A 17,339-nucleotide genomic window follows, 5' to 3' on the forward strand; every position below is an offset into this window, starting at 1 on the left:
CGATCACGGCGAGCACATCTGGGGCGGCCCCCCGGGTTCCCCGGACGAAGACGGCGACCGTTTCATCGAGATCTGGAACAACGTGTTCATGCAGTTCAACCGCGACGAGGCCGGCGTGATGCATCCGCTGCCCAAGCCCTCGGTGGATACCGGCATGGGCCTCGAGCGCATTTCCGCGGTGCTGCAGCACGTGCACGCCAACTACGAGATCGACCTGTTCCAGGCCTTGATTGCCGCTGCCGCCCGTGAGACCAGTAAGGCTGACATGGACAGCCCGTCCCTCAAGGTGCTGGCCGACCACATCCGCGCCTGCGCCTTCCTGATCGCCGACGGCGTGATCCCCGGCAACGAAGGCCGCGGCTACGTGCTGCGCCGGATCATCCGCCGCGCCATCCGCCACGGCTACAAGCTGGGCGCCCGCGCTGCCTTCTTCCACAAGATGGTGCCCGACCTGGTGGCCGAGATGGGCGAGGCCTACCCCGAACTCAAGGCTGGCGAAGCGCGCGTCACCGAGATCCTCAAGCAGGAGGAAGACCGCTTCTTCGCCACCATCGAGAACGGCATGGCGATCCTCGAAGGCGAACTGGCCGCGATGGCTGCCGCCGGCAATACCGTGTTCAACGGCGAGACCGCCTTCAAGCTCCACGACACCTTCGGCTTCCCGCTCGATCTCACCGCCGACGTGTGCCGTGAGCGCAGCGTGACCGTGGACTCCGCCGCCTTCGACGCCGCCATGGCCCGCCAGAAAGAGCAGGCCCGCGCCGCCGGCAAGTTCAAGATGGCCGCCAATCTCGACTACGACGGCCCGGCCACCACCTTCCACGGCTACGACGGCCTGGAGGCCAAGGGCAACATCCTGGCCCTCTACAAGGACGGCGTGGCGGTCAATGAGCTGGGTGAGGGTGAGATGGGCGTGGTGGTGCTCGACGACACCCCGTTCTACGCCGAATCCGGCGGCCAGGTGGGCGACCGCGGCGAGCTGCGCTCGGTGCATGGCATCTTCGCGGTCGAGGACACCCAGAAGATCCAGGCCACCGTGTTCGGCCACCACGGCGTGGTCACCACCGGCAAGCTCACGGTGGGCAACGGCGTCGCCGCCAAGGTCGACACCGCCGCCCGCGCTCGCACCGCCCGCCACCACTCGGCCACCCACCTGATGCACAAGGCCCTGCGCGAAGTGCTCGGCGCCCACGTGCAACAGAAGGGCAGCCAGGTGGACCCGGACAAGACCCGCTTCGACTTCGCCCACACCCAGCCGGTCACGGCTGAGGAGATCGCCCGCATCGAGCGCCTCGTCAACGACGAGATCCTCGCCAACGCCGCCACCGACGCTTCGGTGATGGATATCGAATCGGCCCAGAAGACCGGCGCGATGATGCTCTTCGGCGAGAAGTACGGCGACGAAGTGCGGGTGCTCACCATCGGCTCGTCGAAAGAGCTGTGCGGCGGCACCCACGTGGCCCGCACCGGCGACATCGGCCTGTTCAAGATCACCCTCGAAGGTGGCGTCGCGGCCGGCGTGCGGCGCATCGAGGCGGTGTGCGGCGACGTGGCGGTGGCCCTGGTGCAGGATCAGCAGAAGCTCCTCGATGGCGTCACCGGCGCCCTCAAGGCCCAGCCGCAGGAGGTGCTGACCCGCGTCGGCCAGGTGATCGACACCATCAAGTCCCTCGAAAAAGAACTTGCCCGCCTGAAGAGCAAGCTCGCCGCCAGCCAGGGCGACGACCTGGCCGGCCAGGCGGCCGACATCGCCGGCGCCAGGGTGCTGGCGGCGACGCTGGAAGGCGCCGACGTGGCGACCCTGCGCGAGACCCTCGACAAGCTGAAGGACAAGCTGAAGAGCGCCGCCATCGTGCTGGCCAGCGTGAGTGACGGCAAGGTGAGCCTGATCGCCGGCGTCACCAGCGATCTCACCGGCAAGGTCAAGGCCGGCGAGCTGGTCAACATGGTCGCCCAGCAGGTCGGTGGCAAGGGCGGCGGCCGCCCCGACATGGCCCAGGCCGGCGGCACCGACGCCTCGGCCCTGCCGGCGGCGCTGGCCTCGGTGGCCGGCTGGGTCGGCGCCAAGCTGGGCTGAGGCGATGAGCAGCTGGCGCTTCTGCCCCCAATGCGGCAGCCCCCTCGAGTGGGGCGAGATGGCCGGCGCCGAGCGCCAGCTGTGCTTCGCCCCCGGCTGCGGCTTCGTGCACTGGGACAACCCGCTGCCGGTGGTGGCGGCGGTGATCGAATGCGTGGACCGGGACGGCGCCATCCTGCTGGCCCGCAACCATGCCTGGCCGGACAAGATGTTCGCGCTGGTCACCGGCTTCCTCGAGCGCGGCGAAACCCCCGAAGAGGCGGTGGCCCGCGAGGTGATGGAGGAGGTCGCCCTCGACGCCGTGTCGGTGAAGCTGCTCGGCGCCTACCCGTTTGCGCGCAAGAACGAGATCATCATCGGCTACCACGTGCAGGCCCGCGGTGAGATCCGCCTCAACGAGGAGCTCGCCGAATATCGCCTGGTCCGCCCCGAGCAGCTGCGCCCCTGGCCCCAGGCCACCGGGCTGGCGGTGCGCGACTGGATGTTGTCGCGGGGCATGGCGGTGCCGGAGATCGCCGAGGGCAACCTGTTCGTGCACGCCGATCTTTGATGCGCCGACTTGAGCGGGCTTAAGCCAGACTTGGGTGCGCTCAAGTTTGACTGACGATCACTCAAGTCGGACTTGAGTTTTTGTTGCCGAAACTTGAGTGGCTTCAAGTTTAAGGTCAGTGAGTTCAAGTCTGACTTGAGTGTTTGTTGTTGAAACTTGAGTGAGCGCAAGTCTGAGCTCAGTGAGTTCAAGTCCGACTTGAACTTTTGATGCCCGGACTTGAGAGCTTTCAAGTCTGGGCTCGGCGAGTTCAAGTCCGTGGTCTGGTGGTGTGCCCATGTCCCCAGCCGCCGTGACGACTCCGCCCCGGAGCGGGCCGGCTCTCAAGAAACAAAAATAGCCGGGGCGACTCTCATGCAGTTGTCCCGATGGGGTTGATCTGAAATCCGAGCGTGGCTGCTCGGCGTTTTAGCGCGGCGATGCTGCGCTCGCGTTGTTGTTCCTCGTAGCGCTGCTGTCCCTCGTCGACGAAGGCTTCCCCACGCGTCAGCATGAAGTACACCAAGCGCGCGAGCTTGTGCGCCGTGGCGGTGTTTGCTCTGGGTTTGTCCATGCGGGTGCACAACTTCCGGTAGAAGGCGCCGAGCGCCGAGTCGCTGTGTGACAGGCTCATCGCGGCCATCTTCAGCGCCTGGCGGACCCGATTGGCCGAGCGCTTGGTCCGCGCGCTGATCACCTTGCCGCCGCTGATCTTCGTGGCCGGACACAGTCCGAGCCAGGAGCAGAAGTGTTTGACGTTGGCGAAGCGGGAGAGGTCGGTGCCCAACTCGCTGAGGATCTTCATCACGCTCTCCAGGCCCAGCCCATTGATACGCGTCAGATCACAACCGGCCCAGTTGGCCAACTGCTGACGAAGGTCGAACTGCGCACGGGCCTTGCTGCCCGTACGCGGGGTCTTGCCAACGTCCACGCAGGCAGAAGAGCGTTCAGCCAGCAAGGTCTGTAGTTTCGTGTCGCACTCGTGCAGATGTCTGGCGATGTCGTCATACATTCCCAGTGCCTGCCCGAGCACGAACAGGTGCTCCTCGCGCCAATGACCGGTGAGCGCCCGCACGATGTCCTGCTCGCTGGCCTTGATGCGTCGGTGCCGATGCCGAGCCAAGACCGCCGGATCGCGCTGGCCGGCCACGATGTCACGGATAATCGCCTGACCGGTCTGGCCCATGACGTCGCTGATGACCTCGGTGAGTTGGATGTTCATCTGCACCAGCGCCTTTTGCATGCGCTGCACCCAACTGGCCTGCTCGGTGAGCAGAACCTCGCGGCTACGCGCCACCGCGCGCAGCACACACACCTCGCCCGCCGGGCGAAACGCCGCACGCAGCAGGCCATGGCTCATAAGCTTTTGCAGCCACTGGCAGTCGGCCACATCGCTCTTGCGTCCGGGCACGTACTTGACCTGACGCGCATCGACCAGCCACACCTTCAAACCTCGGCTCTCGAGCAGTTCATACACGGGAATCCAGTACACCCCCGTCGACTCCAGCGCCACCACATCGACCCCGCACGCCAGCAGCCACTCGGCCATCGCGTGCAGATCGTCGGTCATCGCACCGAATTCACGAACCGGTGCATCCGTGCAGTGCCCCGGCACCGCCACCCAGTGACTCGAGGCCCCGACATCGATTCCCGCTGCGTTCGGAAACACCTCGTCTTCTCGCTTGCGCATCGCCATAGCCTGCTCCACCATCGTTGATGAACGGCAGTGCCATGGGAAGCGTCGAATTCGACTCGATCTCTCAAACGGGATGCGGCTCGCGCCGCTCACCAATGTCACCGACGATTCCCGGACCATGCTCAGAGACGGGCTCGCAACACGGCGTCGGCTAACGCCGCGTGCTCGCACCAATGACGTGTCGGTCATCTCGGCACTGCCGTTCACCTTGTAACGCATCGTCGTTTCTTCAGGGACACCGGGTCCGCGCGCGGGATTGGGTTGCTCAGAGGTTCAGGCCATCGTTTTTTTACTTTGTGTCGGCAAATTTTACATTTCTGGTTTTTTTGTAAAATACAGGAGTTGTTGCGTCTTTGCTTTTTGAGTGTATTTGACTGATTTTTTTGAGTTTATTTATCCGTTCCGGCTTTTTAAGCCTTCGGGTACGGCTCTTGCTTTTGTATTTTGGCGTTTTAACAAAAGCAACCATCAGACAGCAAGCGAAAACAACCCATGAAAACCATCCACAAGCTCATTTCCGGCATCACCCTCGCGCTGGCCTGCACGGCCGCCAGCGCTGCCGTCATCAACTTTGATTCGCAGATCGCTCCCGGCACCGTTGGGCCCAATAACGGTTTTGGCTTCACCGACTCCGGCTTCGTGTTCAGCCAGAACATGGACGTGATCGACGTCAGCCCCACGGGGGGGGGGTGGAGTACCGGGGTCGGCAGCGGGCACAGTGGCAAGTTTGCGGCCCTCAACAACTACTATGGCAACATGGTCATGACCCAGGTGGGCGGGGGCACTTTCTCCGTCCAGGATCTGTGGCTCAACGGCTGGCAGGGGCAGCTCACCTCCGTCACCATCGAGGGTCTGCTGGCTGGCGCGGTGACCGATAGCGTCAGCCTCACCTTCAGCAGCCCGTGGACCAATGCCGTCCTCAATTTTGCCGCAGTGGATACGCTGCGCATCAACACCAATGGCGGCTTCCTGGTCGATGACATCCAGGTGAACGGCAGCAATGCCATCCCCGAGCCGACCTCCGCTGCGCTGCTGGGCCTGGGCCTCGCCGGCCTCGGGCTGGCCCGCCGCCGTCGGGCCTGAGCCGAAGCTGTCAGGGCATGAGCGGCCGCGCTGGCCGCCCGCCTCCGAAACGAAAACGCCCCGGGGTACGATCCCCGGGGCGTTTGCATTGAAGCGGCCGGAAAGCAGCCGGATGGCCTCAGAACGGCAGCTGCACGCCCGGCCAGACGGCCTCGATAGCGCGGCGGAAGTCGGCCTGGATGCGGGCGATGGCGGTCTCGCTGTCGGCCTCGAAGCGCAGCACCACCACCGGGGTGGTGTTGGACGGGCGGGCGAGGCCGAAGCCGTCGGCGTACTCGACGCGCACGCCGTCGATGGTCAGGATGCTCTCGGCGCCCTCGAAGCGGGCCTCGGCCTTGAGTTTGTCGACCAGCGCGAAGGGCTCGCCCTCGTTCATCTTGATGTTGAGCTCGGGGGTGCTGACGGCGTCCGGCAGGCTCTTGAGCAGCGGGTTGGCGTCGGCGTGGCGGGACACGATCTCGAGCAGGCGGGCGCCGGTGTACAGCCCGTCGTCGAAGCCGTACCAGCGTTCCTTGAAGAACACGTGGCCGCTCATCTCGCCGGCCAGCGGGGCGCCGGTCTCCTTGAGCTTGGCCTTGACCAGCGCGTGGCCGGTGTTCCACATGGTGGGCTTGCCGCCGCGGGCGGTGATCCAGCCGGCCAGGTTGCGGGTGCATTTGACGTCGTAGATGATCTCGCCGCCCGGCACGCGGGTCAGCACGTCTTCGGCGAAGAGCATCAGCTGGCGGTCGGGGAAGATGATTTCGCCATCCTTGGTGACAACGCCCAGGCGGTCGCCGTCGCCGTCGAAGGCGAGGCCGATTTCGGCGTCGGTCTCACGCAGGGCGCGGATTACGTCGGCGAGGTTCTCAGGCTTGGACGGGTCCGGGTGGTGGTTGGGGAAGTTGCCATCCACTTCGCAGAACAGCTCGACCAGTTCGCAGCCCAGACGCTTGAAGAGTTCGGGGGCCACCGCGCCGGCCACGCCGTTGCCGCAGTCCATCACGATCTTCATGGGGCGGGAGAGCTTCACGTCGCCGAGGATCTTGCCGATGTAGGCGGGCACCACGTCGGCCTGGGTGAGCTTGCCGGGGGTGGCGGCGGTGACCAGGTTGCCGTCGATGATGCGCTGGCGCAGGGCCTGGATGAGTTCGCCGAACAGGGTCTGGCCGCCCAGCACCATCTTGAGGCCGTTGTAGTCGGGCGGGTTGTGGCTGCCGGTGACCGAAACGCAGGAGTTTGTGCCCAGCTCGTAGGCGGCGAAGTAGGTGAGTGGGGTGGGCACACAGCCCACGTCGATGACATCGACACCTGCAGCACGGATGCCGTCAGCGAGGGCGCCGGCCAGCTCAGGGCCGGACAGACGGCCGTCCCGGCCCACGGCGATGGCTTTCTGGCCCCGGGTCACCGCTTCGGAACCGAGAGCGTGGCCAATGGCCTGGACTGCTTCGGCGGTCAGGGTCTTGTCCACGATGCCGCGAATGTCATAGGCCTTGAAAATCTCGGGGGCAGGAACAAACATGTGCGCTACTCCAGTAAAAAACGATTCATGAAGCCTGAATTATACGCGGTGCGTCATGGTATCCCGCTGTTCCCGGGGGGCTCTGACCCGAAGGGCGAGCTTCCGTAAAAAATGCCAGAAGTCTATGGGGGAGCCATTCCAGATGGCCGGGCCAGGGGCCACTGACAAATCCCACATGTCCGCCATCGGAGGGTTGCTCCAGGCTGACCTGGGCCGAGACGTCTTGCGGGGTGGGCAGATGGTCGGCCGGCAGGAAAGGATCGTTGCGGGGATTGATGATCAGGGTGGGAACGCGGATGCCCGACAGATGAGGTTTGCTGGAGGCTTTCTGCCAGTAGTCGTCCACGTTGCGGTAGCCGTGCAGGGGAGCGGTGACCAGATCGTCGAATTCGTAGAGCGTACGGCTCGCCAGCATGCGGGCTTGATCAAAAAGGCCGGGATACTGGAGCAGCTTGGCGGCGGCATTGCGCTTCAGGGTTGTCAGGAAATGCCGGGTATAGATCAGGTTGAATCCCTTGCCCAGAGTATGGCCTGCTGCACTCAGGTCCAGGGGGGGGCAGATCGCAGCTGCAGCTTTCAGGACTGGCCCGGCGGCGTTGCCGCGGGTCCCGAGCCAGAGCAGCAGCGCATTGCCGCCCAGAGAGACGCCCGCTCCGTAGCGGGGGATCTGGGGATGCTGGCTGGCAATCCGTTCAAGGATCCAGTCGATTTCGTCGGCATCGCCGGAGTGATAGGCCCGGGGGAGACGGTTGGGCTCACCTGAGCAGCCCCGGAAATGGGGGATCACACCGTTCCAGCCCTTGTCGCTCAGGAGGCGCATCAGGGCTCGGGCATAGGGAGAGCTGCTGGAGCCTTCGAGGCCATGGAAGAGGATGACCAGCGGCGAGCCCGGGATGTGGGGCAGCCAATCCACATCGATGAAGTCCCCGTCGGGGGTGTCCCAGCGTTCCCGCTGAAGCACGGGAAACGGCCCCTTTCGCAGCAGGGGCCAGAGGGTCTGGGCATGCCCTCCCGGTAGCCAGACGGGCGGGCGGTAGCTGCCATTAGATATCCGGTGATGGGTCAATGGACGATATGGGGGGTGTCGTGGTAGTGCAGGTTATCCGTGTCGGGCGCCGGCGCTGCGTGATGCATGACCAGACGCCAGCCCCGGGCGCCACGGCTGAAGACGTTGGTGGCGATGATGAGGGGGTGCAGGCGGTCGTCCCCTTCCACATGCACGTGCTGATGAACGCTATGGACTGCTGTGGTGGCGCTGACCCAGCGGACAGGATGGGTCGTGCTTACGGTGATGCGGGCTCCGCTGGCGAACACCTGACGCCAGGATTCACGTATGGCGTAAAGTCCCACCAGCCGGATGCTGGCTGGATGGACGCAGACGACTTCCTCTTCTTCAGACCAGATCGCCATTACCCCTCCCACGTCGGCACGGGCAAGGGCGGCGTAGAAGGCGGCTTCCGCATCGTCAGGGGTAGCAAAATCGGACGTGCTCATGGGGAGTGACCAGGGGACGGTGGACGTGACGCGGGGGCGTTGCCGCCCCCGCGCTGGCCGAAGCCTGCATCAAGGGTCAGTGATGACCCTTGGGCAGTTCGCCTCTCAAGACATATTTGGCGCCGCAGTAGGGGCAGGTGGCCTTGCCTTCGCCGGCTACGTCCAGGAAGACGCGGGGGTGGCGGGCCCACAGGGGGGCGTCGGGCATCGGGCAGTGCAGGGGCAGATCCTTGGCGCTGACTTCGATCGGCGTGCTCTTGTCCTGATTCTCGGGCATGGATTTCTCCTGGGTACGGATTCTTAGATGAAGGACAGCCAGTGTTCGTATGCGGGGGCCTTGCCGTTTACGATCTCGAAGAAGCGGGTCTGCAGCTTCTCGGTGATCGGGCCGCGGGCGCCCTCGCCGATGACGCGGCCGTCAAGCTCGCGGATCGGGGTGACCTCGGCGGCGGTGCCGGTGAAGAAGGCTTCGTCGGCGATGTAGATGTCGTCGCGGGTGATGCGCTTGGAGACCACGTCGAGACCGAACTCCTTGGCCACCTGAATCACGGAGCTGCGGGTGATGCCGGTGAGGGCAGAGGCGATCTCGGGCTCGTAGATCACGCCGTCCTTGATCACGAAGAGGTTTTCGCCGGCGCCTTCGGCCACAAAGCCGTTGGTGTCGAGGAGCAGCGCTTCGTCGTAGCCGGCTTCGGTGGCTTCCAGGTTGGCCAGGATGGAGTTGGCGTAGGTGGAGGCCAGCTTGGCGCGCGGCATGGTCACGTTGACGTGGTGGCGGGCGAAGGAGGAGGTCTTGACGCGGATGCCCTTGGTGAGGCCGTCCTCGCCCAGGTAGGCGCCCCAGGGCCAGGCGGCGATGGCCACGTGCACGGTGGCACCCTTGGTGGAAATGCCCATCTTCTCGGAGCCGTAGAAGGCGATCGGGCGCAGGTAGCAGGACTCGAGCTTGTTGGCGCGGACCACCTCCAGCTGGGCCTCCATGAGTTCATCCTTGGTGTAGGGGATGTTCATCATGTAGATCTTGCCGGAATTGAGCAGGCGCTGGGTGTGCTCGGCGAGGCGGAAGATCGCGGTGCCCTTGACGGTGTTGTACGCCCTTACCCCCTCGAAGACCGACAGGCCGTAGTGGAGGGAGTGGGTGAGCACGTGGGTGGTCGCTTCGCGCCACGGCACGAGCTTGCCGTCGTACCAGATGAAACCGTCGCGGTCTGCCATCGACATTATGGGGATCTCCAGCTGAGTTCAGTAAATTCGAGCCGTAGATTCTAGCGCATTCCGCGAAGCTGCGGACGGCCCGCCGGAAGGGGGTAAAATATGCGCTTTTAGCGTGTGGATTCGCCATGAGGACCTGGAAGCCGAATGTGACGGTGGCGGCGGTGGTGGAGCGGCAGGGGCGCTTTCTGCTGGTGGAGGAAGAGACCGAGGCTGGAGTGCGCTTCAACCAGCCGGCGGGCCATCTGGACCAGGGGGAGTCCCTGGTGGCTGCTGCAGCGCGTGAAGCCCTGGAGGAGACGGCTCACCGTTTCACACCGCAATTCCTGGTGGGCATCTACCAGTGGCCCCGCCCCGATGGGGAGATCACCTACTTGCGTTTCGCCTTCGGGGGTGCCCTGGGGGAATTCGATCCGGCCCTCCGCCTCGATGACGGCATCCTGCGGGCTGTCTGGATGGATATCGATGAGATCCGGGCCACCCAGTCCCGTCACCGCAGTCCGCTGATCCTGAGGTGTTGCGAGGATTACCTGATCGGCAGGCGTTTTCCGCTGGAGCTGATCCGGCACTATGACGCCTGAGCATGCGCGGATGGCTGCTGTTCCTGGCCCTTTCTCTGCACCTGACCCCGGTCCAGGCGCACGAGTCGGCGACGGTGTGCTTCAACTACGGCTGTCTGGTGCGGGTGGCGGTCCTCTTCCCGGAGGACATCCTCGAGGAAGCGGCGGTCAGTCTCCGAATGGCCGATACGCCGGTGGAGGAGCGTGGCATCCTCGCCCAGGTGATGGGTCGCTGGTATCGGTGGGCGGGCCTGCATACGCCCATCGCCGTGGATCGACCGGGGGATTTCCTCGACGATGGGGTCCATGGAATGATGGACTGCATCGATCATGCGGAAACCACGACCGGTTTCCTGGAGATCCTGGCGAAGCGCGGCCTGCTGCGTTTTCATGAGGTGGACCGGATCCACCGCCGGGTACGCTGGTTGTTTGCCCAGCATTTCTCGGCAGTGATCCGGGAGAAACAATCGAACATTACGGGGGAGGGGAGTCCGCTGCCCCGTTTCGTGGTGGATACCTGGTTCGGGGAGCACGGCGATCCCGCCGTGGTGTTGCCCCTGGAAGACTGGATGGATGGAGAGGGACCGAATGTCTCGTAAGGAAAAAGTCATTGTCGGCATGTCCGGCGGCGTGGATTCGTCCGTGGCGGCGCTGCTCCTCAAGCAGCAGGGCTACGACGTGGTCGGGCTGTTCATGAAGAACTGGGAAGACGATGACGACGATGAATACTGTTCCACCCGGCAGGATCTGGTGGATGTGGTGTCCGTGGCCGATGTGCTCGGGATCGAACTGGAGGTGGTCAACTTCTCCAGGGAGTACAAGGAGCGGGTGTTCGCCGATTTCCTGAAGGAGTACGAGGCTGGCCGCACGCCGAACCCGGACATCCTGTGCAACTCGGAGATCAAGTTCAAGGCGTTTCTCGATCACGCGCTGGCCCTGGGGGCGGACCGGATCGCCACGGGGCACTATGCCCAGGTGCGGGAATGGACCAATGATGGCCGTACGGAATATCAGCTCCTCAAGGCCGAGGACGGTACCAAGGACCAGAGCTACTTCCTCTACCGCCTCAACCAGGCCCAGTTGTCTAAAGTCCTCTTCCCGCTTGGCCACCTGTACAAGCGGGAGGTGCGCAAGATGGCCGAGGCAGCGGGCCTGCACGTGTTCGACAAGAAGGATTCCACGGGCATCTGCTTCATCGGGGAACGTCCCTTCCGGGAGTTCCTGTCCCGGTATCTCCCGGCCCGGCCGGGCGAGATCCGCACCCTGGAGGGGGATCGGGTGATCGGCCAGCACCAGGGCCTGATGCACCACACCATCGGTCAGCGCAAGGGGCTGCAGATCGGAGGGATCAAGGGCAACCAGGATGAGGCCGGCGAGCACGATGCATGGTACGTGGCGGCCAAGGATATGGCCAGGAACGTGCTGTACGTGGTGCAGGGGCACGACCATCCTGCCTTGCTCAAGGAGCGCATGATCGCCGCAGACCTGTCGTGGGTGTCGGGTCGTGATCCCCGGACCCACTGGGTGTACACCGCCAAGCCCCGCTACCGCACGCCGGATGCCCCCTGCGAGATCGATGTCCTGGAGGGGGGGCGGGCGGAGATTGCTTTCGCCCAGCCCCAGTGGGCGGTGACCCCTGGCCAGAGCGTGGTGATCTACGAGAGCAAGGTGTGCCTGGGAGGCGGGATCATCATCGCCTGATTTCCGGTGATACGAGCGAGAACGGGCCCACAAGGCCCGTTTTTGCATGGGTGCGCATGCACCTCAGGGGGTCTGAGCAAGCCGCAGCGGCGGATAGGACCAGTGGTTCTCCCAAGCACCCCGCACCAGGTTGGGATACTCCGCCCTGCCCAGGCTGCCGTTGTAGCGACCCAGGGCGCGGAAGAGATCGCCTTTTTCGATATCCAGGTAGTGGCGCAGGATCGTGCAGCCGAAGCGCAGGTTGGTGCGCATGTGGAACAGGTTGGTGTCCTGGTTGCCGATCAGTCGGGCCCAGAAGGGCATGACCTGCATGTAGCCCCGGGCGCCGGCACTGGAAACGGCGTATTTCTTGAAGCCGCTTTCCACCTGGATCAGGCCCAGGATCAGCTGCGGGTCCAGCCCGGCCCGGGTGGCTTCGTAGTGCACGGCCCGCAGGAGCTCTTCCCGGTATGTCTGGTCCGGGAGCCGCCTGGCCAGGCGTCCGGACATTTCGGCCAGCCAGCGGGCCTTTTCAGGGGAGCGTACAAAGCTGGGGTCGAGCGGCGCCTGGTCGGCCACGGCCGCATGCAGCGCGGCCTGGACGCTGGCAGCGAGGGGCTCGTACTGCTGGTTGCCGGCGTGCCCCGCCGCGGCCGCGCCGCCCAGCAGCAATGCCGCCAGGCTGGTGCGGACGAAGGCGGTCAGGCGACGCATGGTCAGCCCTTGAGCCTGGCGATGACGGTGGCGGCCACGTCGGCCACGGGGAGCTTGGTGGCTTCGGCGTCGCGACGGCCCTGGTATTCGACGACGCCTTCCTTCAGGCCGCGGTCGCCGATCACCACCCGGTGCGGGGTGCCGATGAGCTCGTTGTCGGCCAGCAGGGAGCCGGGACGCTCGTCGCGGTCGTCGAGGAAGGCGTCGATGCCGGCGGCGCTGAGTTCGGCGTAGAGCGCGTCGGCGACGGTGCGTACGGCTTCGGACTTGGCGTAGCCCATCGGCACGATGGCGACCTGGAAGGGGGCGATGGCGTCGGGCCAGATGATGCCGCGGGCGTCGTTGTTCTGCTCAATGGCGGCGCCGAGGATGCGCGACACGCCGATGCCGTAGCAGCCCATCTCCATGATCTGCTCCTTGCCCTGCTCGTTGAGGAACTTGCAGTTGAGGGCTTCGGCGTACTTGGTGCGCAGCTGGAAGATGTGGCCGACTTCGATGCCGCGGCAGATCTCGAGGGTGCCCTGGCCGTCGGGCGACGGGTCGCCGGCGACCACGTTGCGCAGGTCGGCCACTTCGGCTTCGGGGAAGTCGCGGCCGATGTTGACGCCGGTGTAGTGGTGGTCGTCTTCATTGGCGCCGGTGACGAAGTCGGCCATCGCGGCCACCGTGCGGTCCATCACCACACGGCCGGCAAAGCCCACCGGGCCCAGCGAGCCGGCGTTGGCGCCGAAGGCGGCGAGGATGTCGGCCGGGGCGGCGAAGGTGAGCGGGTTCTTGACGCCGGCGACCTTCTGGGCCTTGACCTCGTTGAGTTCGTGGTCGCCGCGGATGAGCAGGAGCACCGGCTTGTTGCCGGCGGCCTCGTCGCCATCGACGACGATGGCCTTGACGGTGGCGGTGGCCGGCAGCTTGAGGAAGGCGGCGAGTTCGTCGATGGTCTTGACGCCGGGGGTGTGCACCTTGGTGAGCGCAGCCGATGCCGCCGGGCGCGGCGTGGCCGGGGCGAGGGCCTCGGCCAGCTCGACGTTGGCAGCGTAGTCGGAGACGGGGCAGTAGGCGATGTCGTCCTCGCCGGTCTCGGCGATGACGTGGAACTCGTGGGAGCCGGTGCCGCCGATCGAGCCGGTGTCGGCGGCCACTGCGCGGAACTTCAGGCCGAGGCGGTTGAAGATGCGGTGGTAGGTGTCGTACATGTTGCGGTATTCGCGCTGCAGATCCTCGAAGGAGCTGTGGAAAGAGTAGCCGTCCTTCATCACGAACTCGCGCCCGCGCATCACCCCGAAGCGCGGGCGGATCTCATCGCGGAACTTGGTCTGCACCTGGTAGAAGTGCTTGGGCAGCTGGCGGTAGCTCTTCAGGTCACGGCGGACCACGTCGGTGATGACCTCTTCGTGGGTCGGGCCGACGACGAAGTCGCGGTCGTGGCGGTCCTTGAAGCGCAGCAGCTCGGGGCCGTAGAAATCCCAGCGGCCGGATTCCTGCCACAGCTCGGCGGGCTGCACCGCGGGCATCAGCACCTCGATGGCGCCGGCGCGGTTCATTTCTTCCCTCACGATCGCCTCGACCTTGCGCAGGGCGCGCAGGCCCAGCGGCATCCAGGTGTAGATGCCGCCGGCGAGGCGTTTGATCAGGCCGGCGCGCATCATCAGCTTGTGGCTGATGACTTCTGCGTCGGAAGGGGCTTCCTTGAGGGTCGAGAGGAAGAACTGGGAGGCGCGCATTGGAGGAAATCCGGATCGAAGGATTAAAGGACAGCCCGAGATTTTAGCGCGCTTCGGATCGGATGGCAGGGTCCGTTGCGGCGCACCGCAAAGGGGCGTTGTTCTTTCGCGACAGGGGGAAATGTGGAAGAATTCTGGCCAGTTCATGAATTGAAGGTTGCATCATGCTCGACCGTGAAGGCTATCGGCCTAACGTCGGCATCATTCTGGTGAATGCGCGCAACGAGGTTTTCTGGGGCAAACGGATACGAGAGCACTCCTGGCAGTTTCCGCAGGGCGGAATCAAGCACGGCGAATCGCCGGAACAGGCCATGTACCGTGAGCTCTTCGAAGAAGTCGGCTTGAAGCCGGAGCACGTCCGCATCATCGGCCGCACCCGCGGCTGGCTGAGGTATGACGTGCCGAAGCACTGGATCAAGCGCGAATGGCGCAACACCTACCGCGGCCAGAAACAGATCTGGTTTCTGCTGCGTCTGGTGGGGCGTGATTCCGACGTCTGCCTGCGTGCCAGCAATCACCCGGAGTTTGATGCCTGGCGCTGGAGTTCCTATTGGGTTCCGCTGGAAGCGGTGATCGAGTTCAAGCGGGGGGTGTATCAATCGGCCCTGGTCGAACTTGCCCGCCTGCTCTTCCGGGATCGGGTATTTGACATTCCCGAAAGCTATCGGCCGGCGGAAGTGTCGTCGGCGCCAGTGGATCGACATCACCCCCTCTGAAGTGCTGTTCCGAGCGCTCTTTGGTGTATCTGTTCCAGGTTCGAAATCACTGCTATCGTTGCCGTAATAAACGAGGCGTTCAGCCCGGATCACCCTGGTGATACCGGATTTCGATGTAGAGCCAATCGGGAGGAGACACCATGGAGCGCTTGCACTATTCGCCGATCAAACAGTTTCGCGTTCAGGGCGGAATCTGCGAAATCACCGACGCCTGGAGTATGGCCAAGGTGACGGCCAGCTCACCTGCCATCGAGGTCATGACCGACCTGCGACGAATTCCCGCCGCAACCATCCCCGTCGAGACATCTCTGTCCGAAACCAATCACGCGATGATCCTGCGGGGGGTGCGTCTGCTCTTCGTGACCGATCCGGGCAAGCGCATTGTCGGTATCGTCACGGCCAATGACCTGCTTGGCGAAAAGCCGACCCGGGTGGCCCGGGAGAGGATGATGCGTCACGAGGAACTCTCCGTGCGGGACATCATGGTGGCGACGGAGCAACTCGACGCCGTGCATCTTTCCGACGTCCTGCGTTCCGAGGTGGGGCATGTGGTTGCGACGCTCAAGGATTGTGGTCGCCAGCATGCGCTGGTGATGGAGACGGTCGAGGAGGGGGCGATGGCAGTCAGAGGCATCTTTTCTGCTTCCCAGATCGCCCGTCAGATGGGGATTCCCCTGCAGACGGCGGAAGTGGCCCGTACATTTGCCGAGATCGAGGCGGCCATCGCCCGGTAGCAGTGCTGTGGTGCGGAAGGCTGCCGGAGCGATGGCCCGGTGGAGGGGGTACGAGTTAGAATCGGCAGCCTGTTTTTCCGCGAGAGCCACCATGTCCGTGTTGTTCAACCGCTTGGTCCCGCTGGCCATGCGCGTAGTTGCTGTCTGCGTCCTGCCTGCCCTTGCCGGCTGCGCTGCTCTTGAAAAGCCTGCGTTCGAAGAACAGGTCAAGGCCGAGTGGAAAGAGTTCGAATGGACTCTTCCTCCATACCCCGTTGATGCCGATCTCATCCCCTTTCGCCCTAGCGCGGAAGCAACGGCTGCATTTTTTGTGGATGGAAGATCCCTGCGTGTGGATCCGGATGAAGTCGTTCGCTACACCCTGGTGATCCGGTCGGCGGGAGGCGCCGAGAATGTGAGCTTTGAGGGGATGCGCTGCGAGACGGCCGAGCGCAAGCTGTTTGCGATCGGTCGAAGCAAGGGGGACTGGGTCCCTTCGCGTAATGATGCATGGCAGCGCATCAGTGACAATGCCCTGAATCGTCACCACGCCTTGCTGTTCAAGGAGTTTTTCTGCCTACCCGGTTCCATCCTGCCCAGCCGGGAAGACATTCTGCGCAATCTCCGTGCCGCCAGCCGTTACTGAATCTTCTGTCCTCAAGGGAAAATAATCATGATTGATCATTTGATCGTTGGCTTCGACAAGGCGCTCAGGACAGTCTTTGCCAGTGCTCATACAGTGCGCCCCGTGCCTGGCGAACACCTGCCCGAGCCGGAGATGAGCGAGGAAGAGCGGCGCCTTGCCGCTTCCCTGATGCGGGTGAACCACTGTGGCGAGATCTGTGCCCAGGCCCTCTACCAAGGGCAGGCCCTGATGTCCAAGGATGCCGGAATCAAGCAGGCGCTGGAACAGGCGGCCCATGAAGAGACCGAGCATCTGGCCTGGACCGAGAGACGGATTGCGGAACTGGGGGGGCGCAAGAGCCTGCTCAATCCGCTGTGGTACGGGGGCTCCCTGGCCATCGGAATGCTGGCGGCCAGGTTCGGTGATGGCATCAACCTGGGTTTCCTGGCAGAAACCGAAAGGCAGGTGGAGGCCCACCTGAAGAGCCATCTGGAGCGCTTGCCGCTGCAGGATCAGCGCTCCCGGGAAATCGTTGAACAGATGAAGACCGACGAAGTCGCCCACGCGGCAACGGCCGTGCAACTGGGCGCAGTGGAGTTGCCTGCCCCGGTCAAGGCCGCCATGAAAGCCAGTTCCAGGGTGATGACAGGGGTGGCTTACTGGGTTTGAGAGAGGGCGGGCCAGAGCTTGCCCGCTCTTGGGGGTTCAGACTTCGACGATCTCCCAGGTGTGGGTGATCTCTGCAGTTTTTCCGAGCATGATGGTGGCCGAGCAGTATTTCTCGTAGGAAAGCTTGATGGCGCGCTCGACACTTTCGGATTTCAGGTTGCGTCCACTGACCGTATAGTGGAATGCAATGCGGGTGAATACCTTGGGTTCGGTTTCGGCGCGCTCTGCCTTCAGGCTGACGGCGCAGTCGGTCACATCCTGGCGACTGCGCTTGAGGATGAGGACACGTCAAAAGCGGTGCAGCCGCCGGCGCCGGCGAGCATCAGTTCCATCGGGCGTGCGGCCAGGT

Annotated in this window: 18 protein-coding genes and 1 pseudogene; 10 read left to right on the forward strand and 9 right to left on the reverse strand. The window is 64.2% G+C overall.

All coding sequences use genetic code 11. From position 1 onward, the window contains the following. Both alaS and PHD22_RS12380 read left to right on the forward strand, forming a co-directional pair. Positions 1 to 2,077, forward strand: a 2,077-nt coding sequence (gene alaS, locus PHD22_RS12375) for an alanine--tRNA ligase (RefSeq protein WP_299867177.1), incomplete at its 5' end; no start/stop codon positions are given. A gap of 4 nt (positions 2,078 to 2,081) precedes the next feature. Then, complete coding sequence (locus PHD22_RS12380) at positions 2,082 to 2,627, forward strand: NUDIX domain-containing protein (protein ID WP_299867180.1); 546 nt, start codon at positions 2,082 to 2,084, stop codon at positions 2,625 to 2,627. Positions 2,628 to 2,979: 352 nt separating this feature from the next. On the opposite strand, the gene PHD22_RS12385 is transcribed toward PHD22_RS12380, so the two are convergent. Next, positions 2,980 to 4,302, reverse strand: coding sequence for an IS110 family transposase (locus tag PHD22_RS12385; RefSeq protein WP_299867184.1), 1,323 nt, complete (start codon positions 4,300 to 4,302; stop codon positions 2,980 to 2,982). Positions 4,303 to 4,794: 492 nt separating this feature from the next. On the opposite strand from PHD22_RS12385, the gene PHD22_RS12390 reads away from it, so the two are divergent. After that, positions 4,795 to 5,385, forward strand: a complete 591-nt coding sequence (locus PHD22_RS12390) for a PEP-CTERM sorting domain-containing protein (protein WP_299867187.1) — start codon at positions 4,795 to 4,797, stop codon at positions 5,383 to 5,385. A 118-nt stretch (positions 5,386 to 5,503) separates the two neighbouring features. Here the strand turns inward: PHD22_RS12390 and PHD22_RS12395 are convergent, their stop codons facing one another. From PHD22_RS12395 to PHD22_RS12415, 5 genes are all read right to left on the reverse strand, one after another. Next, positions 5,504 to 6,886, reverse strand: a complete 1,383-nt coding sequence (locus tag PHD22_RS12395; protein WP_299867190.1) for a phosphomannomutase/phosphoglucomutase — start codon at positions 6,884 to 6,886, stop codon at positions 5,504 to 5,506. A 25-nt stretch (positions 6,887 to 6,911) separates the two neighbouring features. Beyond that, a complete protein-coding gene (locus PHD22_RS12400; RefSeq protein ID WP_366520735.1) occupies positions 6,912 to 7,952 on the reverse strand; it encodes a hydrolase in 1,041 nt (346 codons plus the stop codon). Continuing rightward, entirely contained in the window at positions 7,949 to 8,380 is a 432-nt protein-coding gene (locus PHD22_RS12405) for a nuclear transport factor 2 family protein (protein WP_299867193.1), read from the reverse strand. The genes PHD22_RS12400 and PHD22_RS12405 overlap by 4 nt, the downstream gene beginning before the upstream one ends. Before the next feature lie 76 nt (positions 8,381 to 8,456). Beyond that, positions 8,457 to 8,657 carry a zinc-finger domain-containing protein gene (locus PHD22_RS12410; RefSeq protein WP_299867196.1) on the reverse strand — a complete coding sequence of 67 codons (201 nt, stop codon included), beginning with the start codon at positions 8,655 to 8,657 and terminating at the stop codon, positions 8,457 to 8,459. Between the two features lie 23 nt (positions 8,658 to 8,680). Then, entirely contained in the window at positions 8,681 to 9,601 is a 921-nt protein-coding gene (locus PHD22_RS12415; protein WP_299867199.1) for a branched-chain amino acid transaminase, read from the reverse strand. A gap of 119 nt (positions 9,602 to 9,720) precedes the next feature. On the opposite strand from PHD22_RS12415, the gene PHD22_RS12420 reads away from it, so the two are divergent. From PHD22_RS12420 to mnmA, 3 genes are read left to right on the forward strand one after another with little or no spacing between them, the layout of a single operon-like run. Further along, positions 9,721 to 10,173 carry an NUDIX hydrolase gene (locus PHD22_RS12420; RefSeq protein ID WP_299867202.1) on the forward strand — a complete coding sequence of 151 codons (453 nt, stop codon included), beginning with the start codon at positions 9,721 to 9,723 and terminating at the stop codon, positions 10,171 to 10,173. A gap of 2 nt (positions 10,174 to 10,175) precedes the next feature. Then, a complete protein-coding gene (locus tag PHD22_RS12425; RefSeq protein ID WP_299867205.1) occupies positions 10,176 to 10,751 on the forward strand; it encodes a hypothetical protein in 576 nt (191 codons plus the stop codon). Further along, entirely contained in the window at positions 10,741 to 11,853 is a 1,113-nt protein-coding gene (mnmA, locus tag PHD22_RS12430) for a tRNA 2-thiouridine(34) synthase MnmA (protein WP_299867207.1), read from the forward strand. Before PHD22_RS12425 ends, mnmA begins: the two co-directional genes overlap by 11 nt. 63 nt (positions 11,854 to 11,916) lie before the next feature. On the opposite strand, the gene PHD22_RS12435 is transcribed toward mnmA, so the two are convergent. Then, complete coding sequence (locus PHD22_RS12435; protein WP_299867210.1) at positions 11,917 to 12,546, reverse strand: lytic transglycosylase domain-containing protein; 630 nt, start codon at positions 12,544 to 12,546, stop codon at positions 11,917 to 11,919. A gap of 2 nt (positions 12,547 to 12,548) precedes the next feature. Continuing rightward, a complete protein-coding gene (locus tag PHD22_RS12440) occupies positions 12,549 to 14,267 on the reverse strand; it encodes a proline--tRNA ligase (RefSeq protein WP_299867212.1) in 1,719 nt (572 codons plus the stop codon). 164 nt (positions 14,268 to 14,431) lie between these two features. On the opposite strand from PHD22_RS12440, the gene PHD22_RS12445 reads away from it, so the two are divergent. From PHD22_RS12445 to coq7, 4 genes are all read left to right on the forward strand, one after another. Further along, entirely contained in the window at positions 14,432 to 14,983 is a 552-nt protein-coding gene (locus PHD22_RS12445; protein WP_299867215.1) for an RNA pyrophosphohydrolase, read from the forward strand. Between the two features lie 140 nt (positions 14,984 to 15,123). Then, positions 15,124 to 15,717, forward strand: a complete 594-nt coding sequence (locus PHD22_RS12450) for a CBS domain-containing protein (protein WP_299867218.1) — start codon at positions 15,124 to 15,126, stop codon at positions 15,715 to 15,717. A gap of 91 nt (positions 15,718 to 15,808) precedes the next feature. Then, on the forward strand, positions 15,809 to 16,342 hold the full coding sequence (locus PHD22_RS12455) for a CNP1-like family protein (RefSeq protein WP_299867220.1): 534 nt from the start codon (positions 15,809 to 15,811) through the stop codon (positions 16,340 to 16,342). Positions 16,343 to 16,369: 27 nt separating this feature from the next. Next, positions 16,370 to 16,990, forward strand: coding sequence for a 2-polyprenyl-3-methyl-6-methoxy-1,4-benzoquinone monooxygenase (gene coq7, locus PHD22_RS12460; protein ID WP_299867223.1), 621 nt, complete (start codon positions 16,370 to 16,372; stop codon positions 16,988 to 16,990). 36 nt (positions 16,991 to 17,026) lie between these two features. Here coq7 and PHD22_RS12465 read toward each other — a convergent pair. Further along, positions 17,027 to 17,339: pseudogene (locus tag PHD22_RS12465) on the reverse strand (OsmC family protein); the annotation flags it as partial.

The sequence above is a fragment of the Zoogloea sp. genome (genome assembly GCF_028693495.1).
Classification (GTDB): Bacteria; Pseudomonadota; Gammaproteobacteria; order Burkholderiales; family Rhodocyclaceae; genus Zoogloea.

What these genes read in the sequence shown, in the direction of transcription:
- PHD22_RS12380 (WP_299867180.1), top strand. Translation starts at nt 2,082, where the DNA reads ATGAGCAGCTGGCGCTTCTGCCCCCAATGCGGCAGCCCCCTCGAGTGG.
- PHD22_RS12385 (WP_299867184.1), bottom strand. Translation starts at nt 4,302, where the DNA reads ATGGCGATGCGCAAGCGAGAAGACGAGGTGTTTCCGAACGCAGCGGGA.
- PHD22_RS12390 (WP_299867187.1), top strand. Translation starts at nt 4,795, where the DNA reads ATGAAAACCATCCACAAGCTCATTTCCGGCATCACCCTCGCGCTGGCC.
- PHD22_RS12395 (WP_299867190.1), bottom strand. Translation starts at nt 6,886, where the DNA reads ATGTTTGTTCCTGCCCCCGAGATTTTCAAGGCCTATGACATTCGCGGC.
- PHD22_RS12405 (WP_299867193.1), bottom strand. Translation starts at nt 8,380, where the DNA reads ATGAGCACGTCCGATTTTGCTACCCCTGACGATGCGGAAGCCGCCTTC.
- PHD22_RS12410 (WP_299867196.1), bottom strand. Translation starts at nt 8,657, where the DNA reads ATGCCCGAGAATCAGGACAAGAGCACGCCGATCGAAGTCAGCGCCAAG.
- PHD22_RS12415 (WP_299867199.1), bottom strand. Translation starts at nt 9,601, where the DNA reads ATGTCGATGGCAGACCGCGACGGTTTCATCTGGTACGACGGCAAGCTC.
- PHD22_RS12420 (WP_299867202.1), top strand. Translation starts at nt 9,721, where the DNA reads ATGAGGACCTGGAAGCCGAATGTGACGGTGGCGGCGGTGGTGGAGCGG.
- PHD22_RS12425 (WP_299867205.1), top strand. Translation starts at nt 10,176, where the DNA reads ATGCGCGGATGGCTGCTGTTCCTGGCCCTTTCTCTGCACCTGACCCCG.
- mnmA (WP_299867207.1), top strand. Translation starts at nt 10,741, where the DNA reads ATGTCTCGTAAGGAAAAAGTCATTGTCGGCATGTCCGGCGGCGTGGAT.
- PHD22_RS12435 (WP_299867210.1), bottom strand. Translation starts at nt 12,546, where the DNA reads ATGCGTCGCCTGACCGCCTTCGTCCGCACCAGCCTGGCGGCATTGCTG.
- PHD22_RS12440 (WP_299867212.1), bottom strand. Translation starts at nt 14,267, where the DNA reads ATGCGCGCCTCCCAGTTCTTCCTCTCGACCCTCAAGGAAGCCCCTTCC.
- PHD22_RS12445 (WP_299867215.1), top strand. Translation starts at nt 14,432, where the DNA reads ATGCTCGACCGTGAAGGCTATCGGCCTAACGTCGGCATCATTCTGGTG.
- PHD22_RS12450 (WP_299867218.1), top strand. Translation starts at nt 15,124, where the DNA reads ATGGAGCGCTTGCACTATTCGCCGATCAAACAGTTTCGCGTTCAGGGC.
- PHD22_RS12455 (WP_299867220.1), top strand. Translation starts at nt 15,809, where the DNA reads ATGTCCGTGTTGTTCAACCGCTTGGTCCCGCTGGCCATGCGCGTAGTT.
- coq7 (WP_299867223.1), top strand. Translation starts at nt 16,370, where the DNA reads ATGATTGATCATTTGATCGTTGGCTTCGACAAGGCGCTCAGGACAGTC.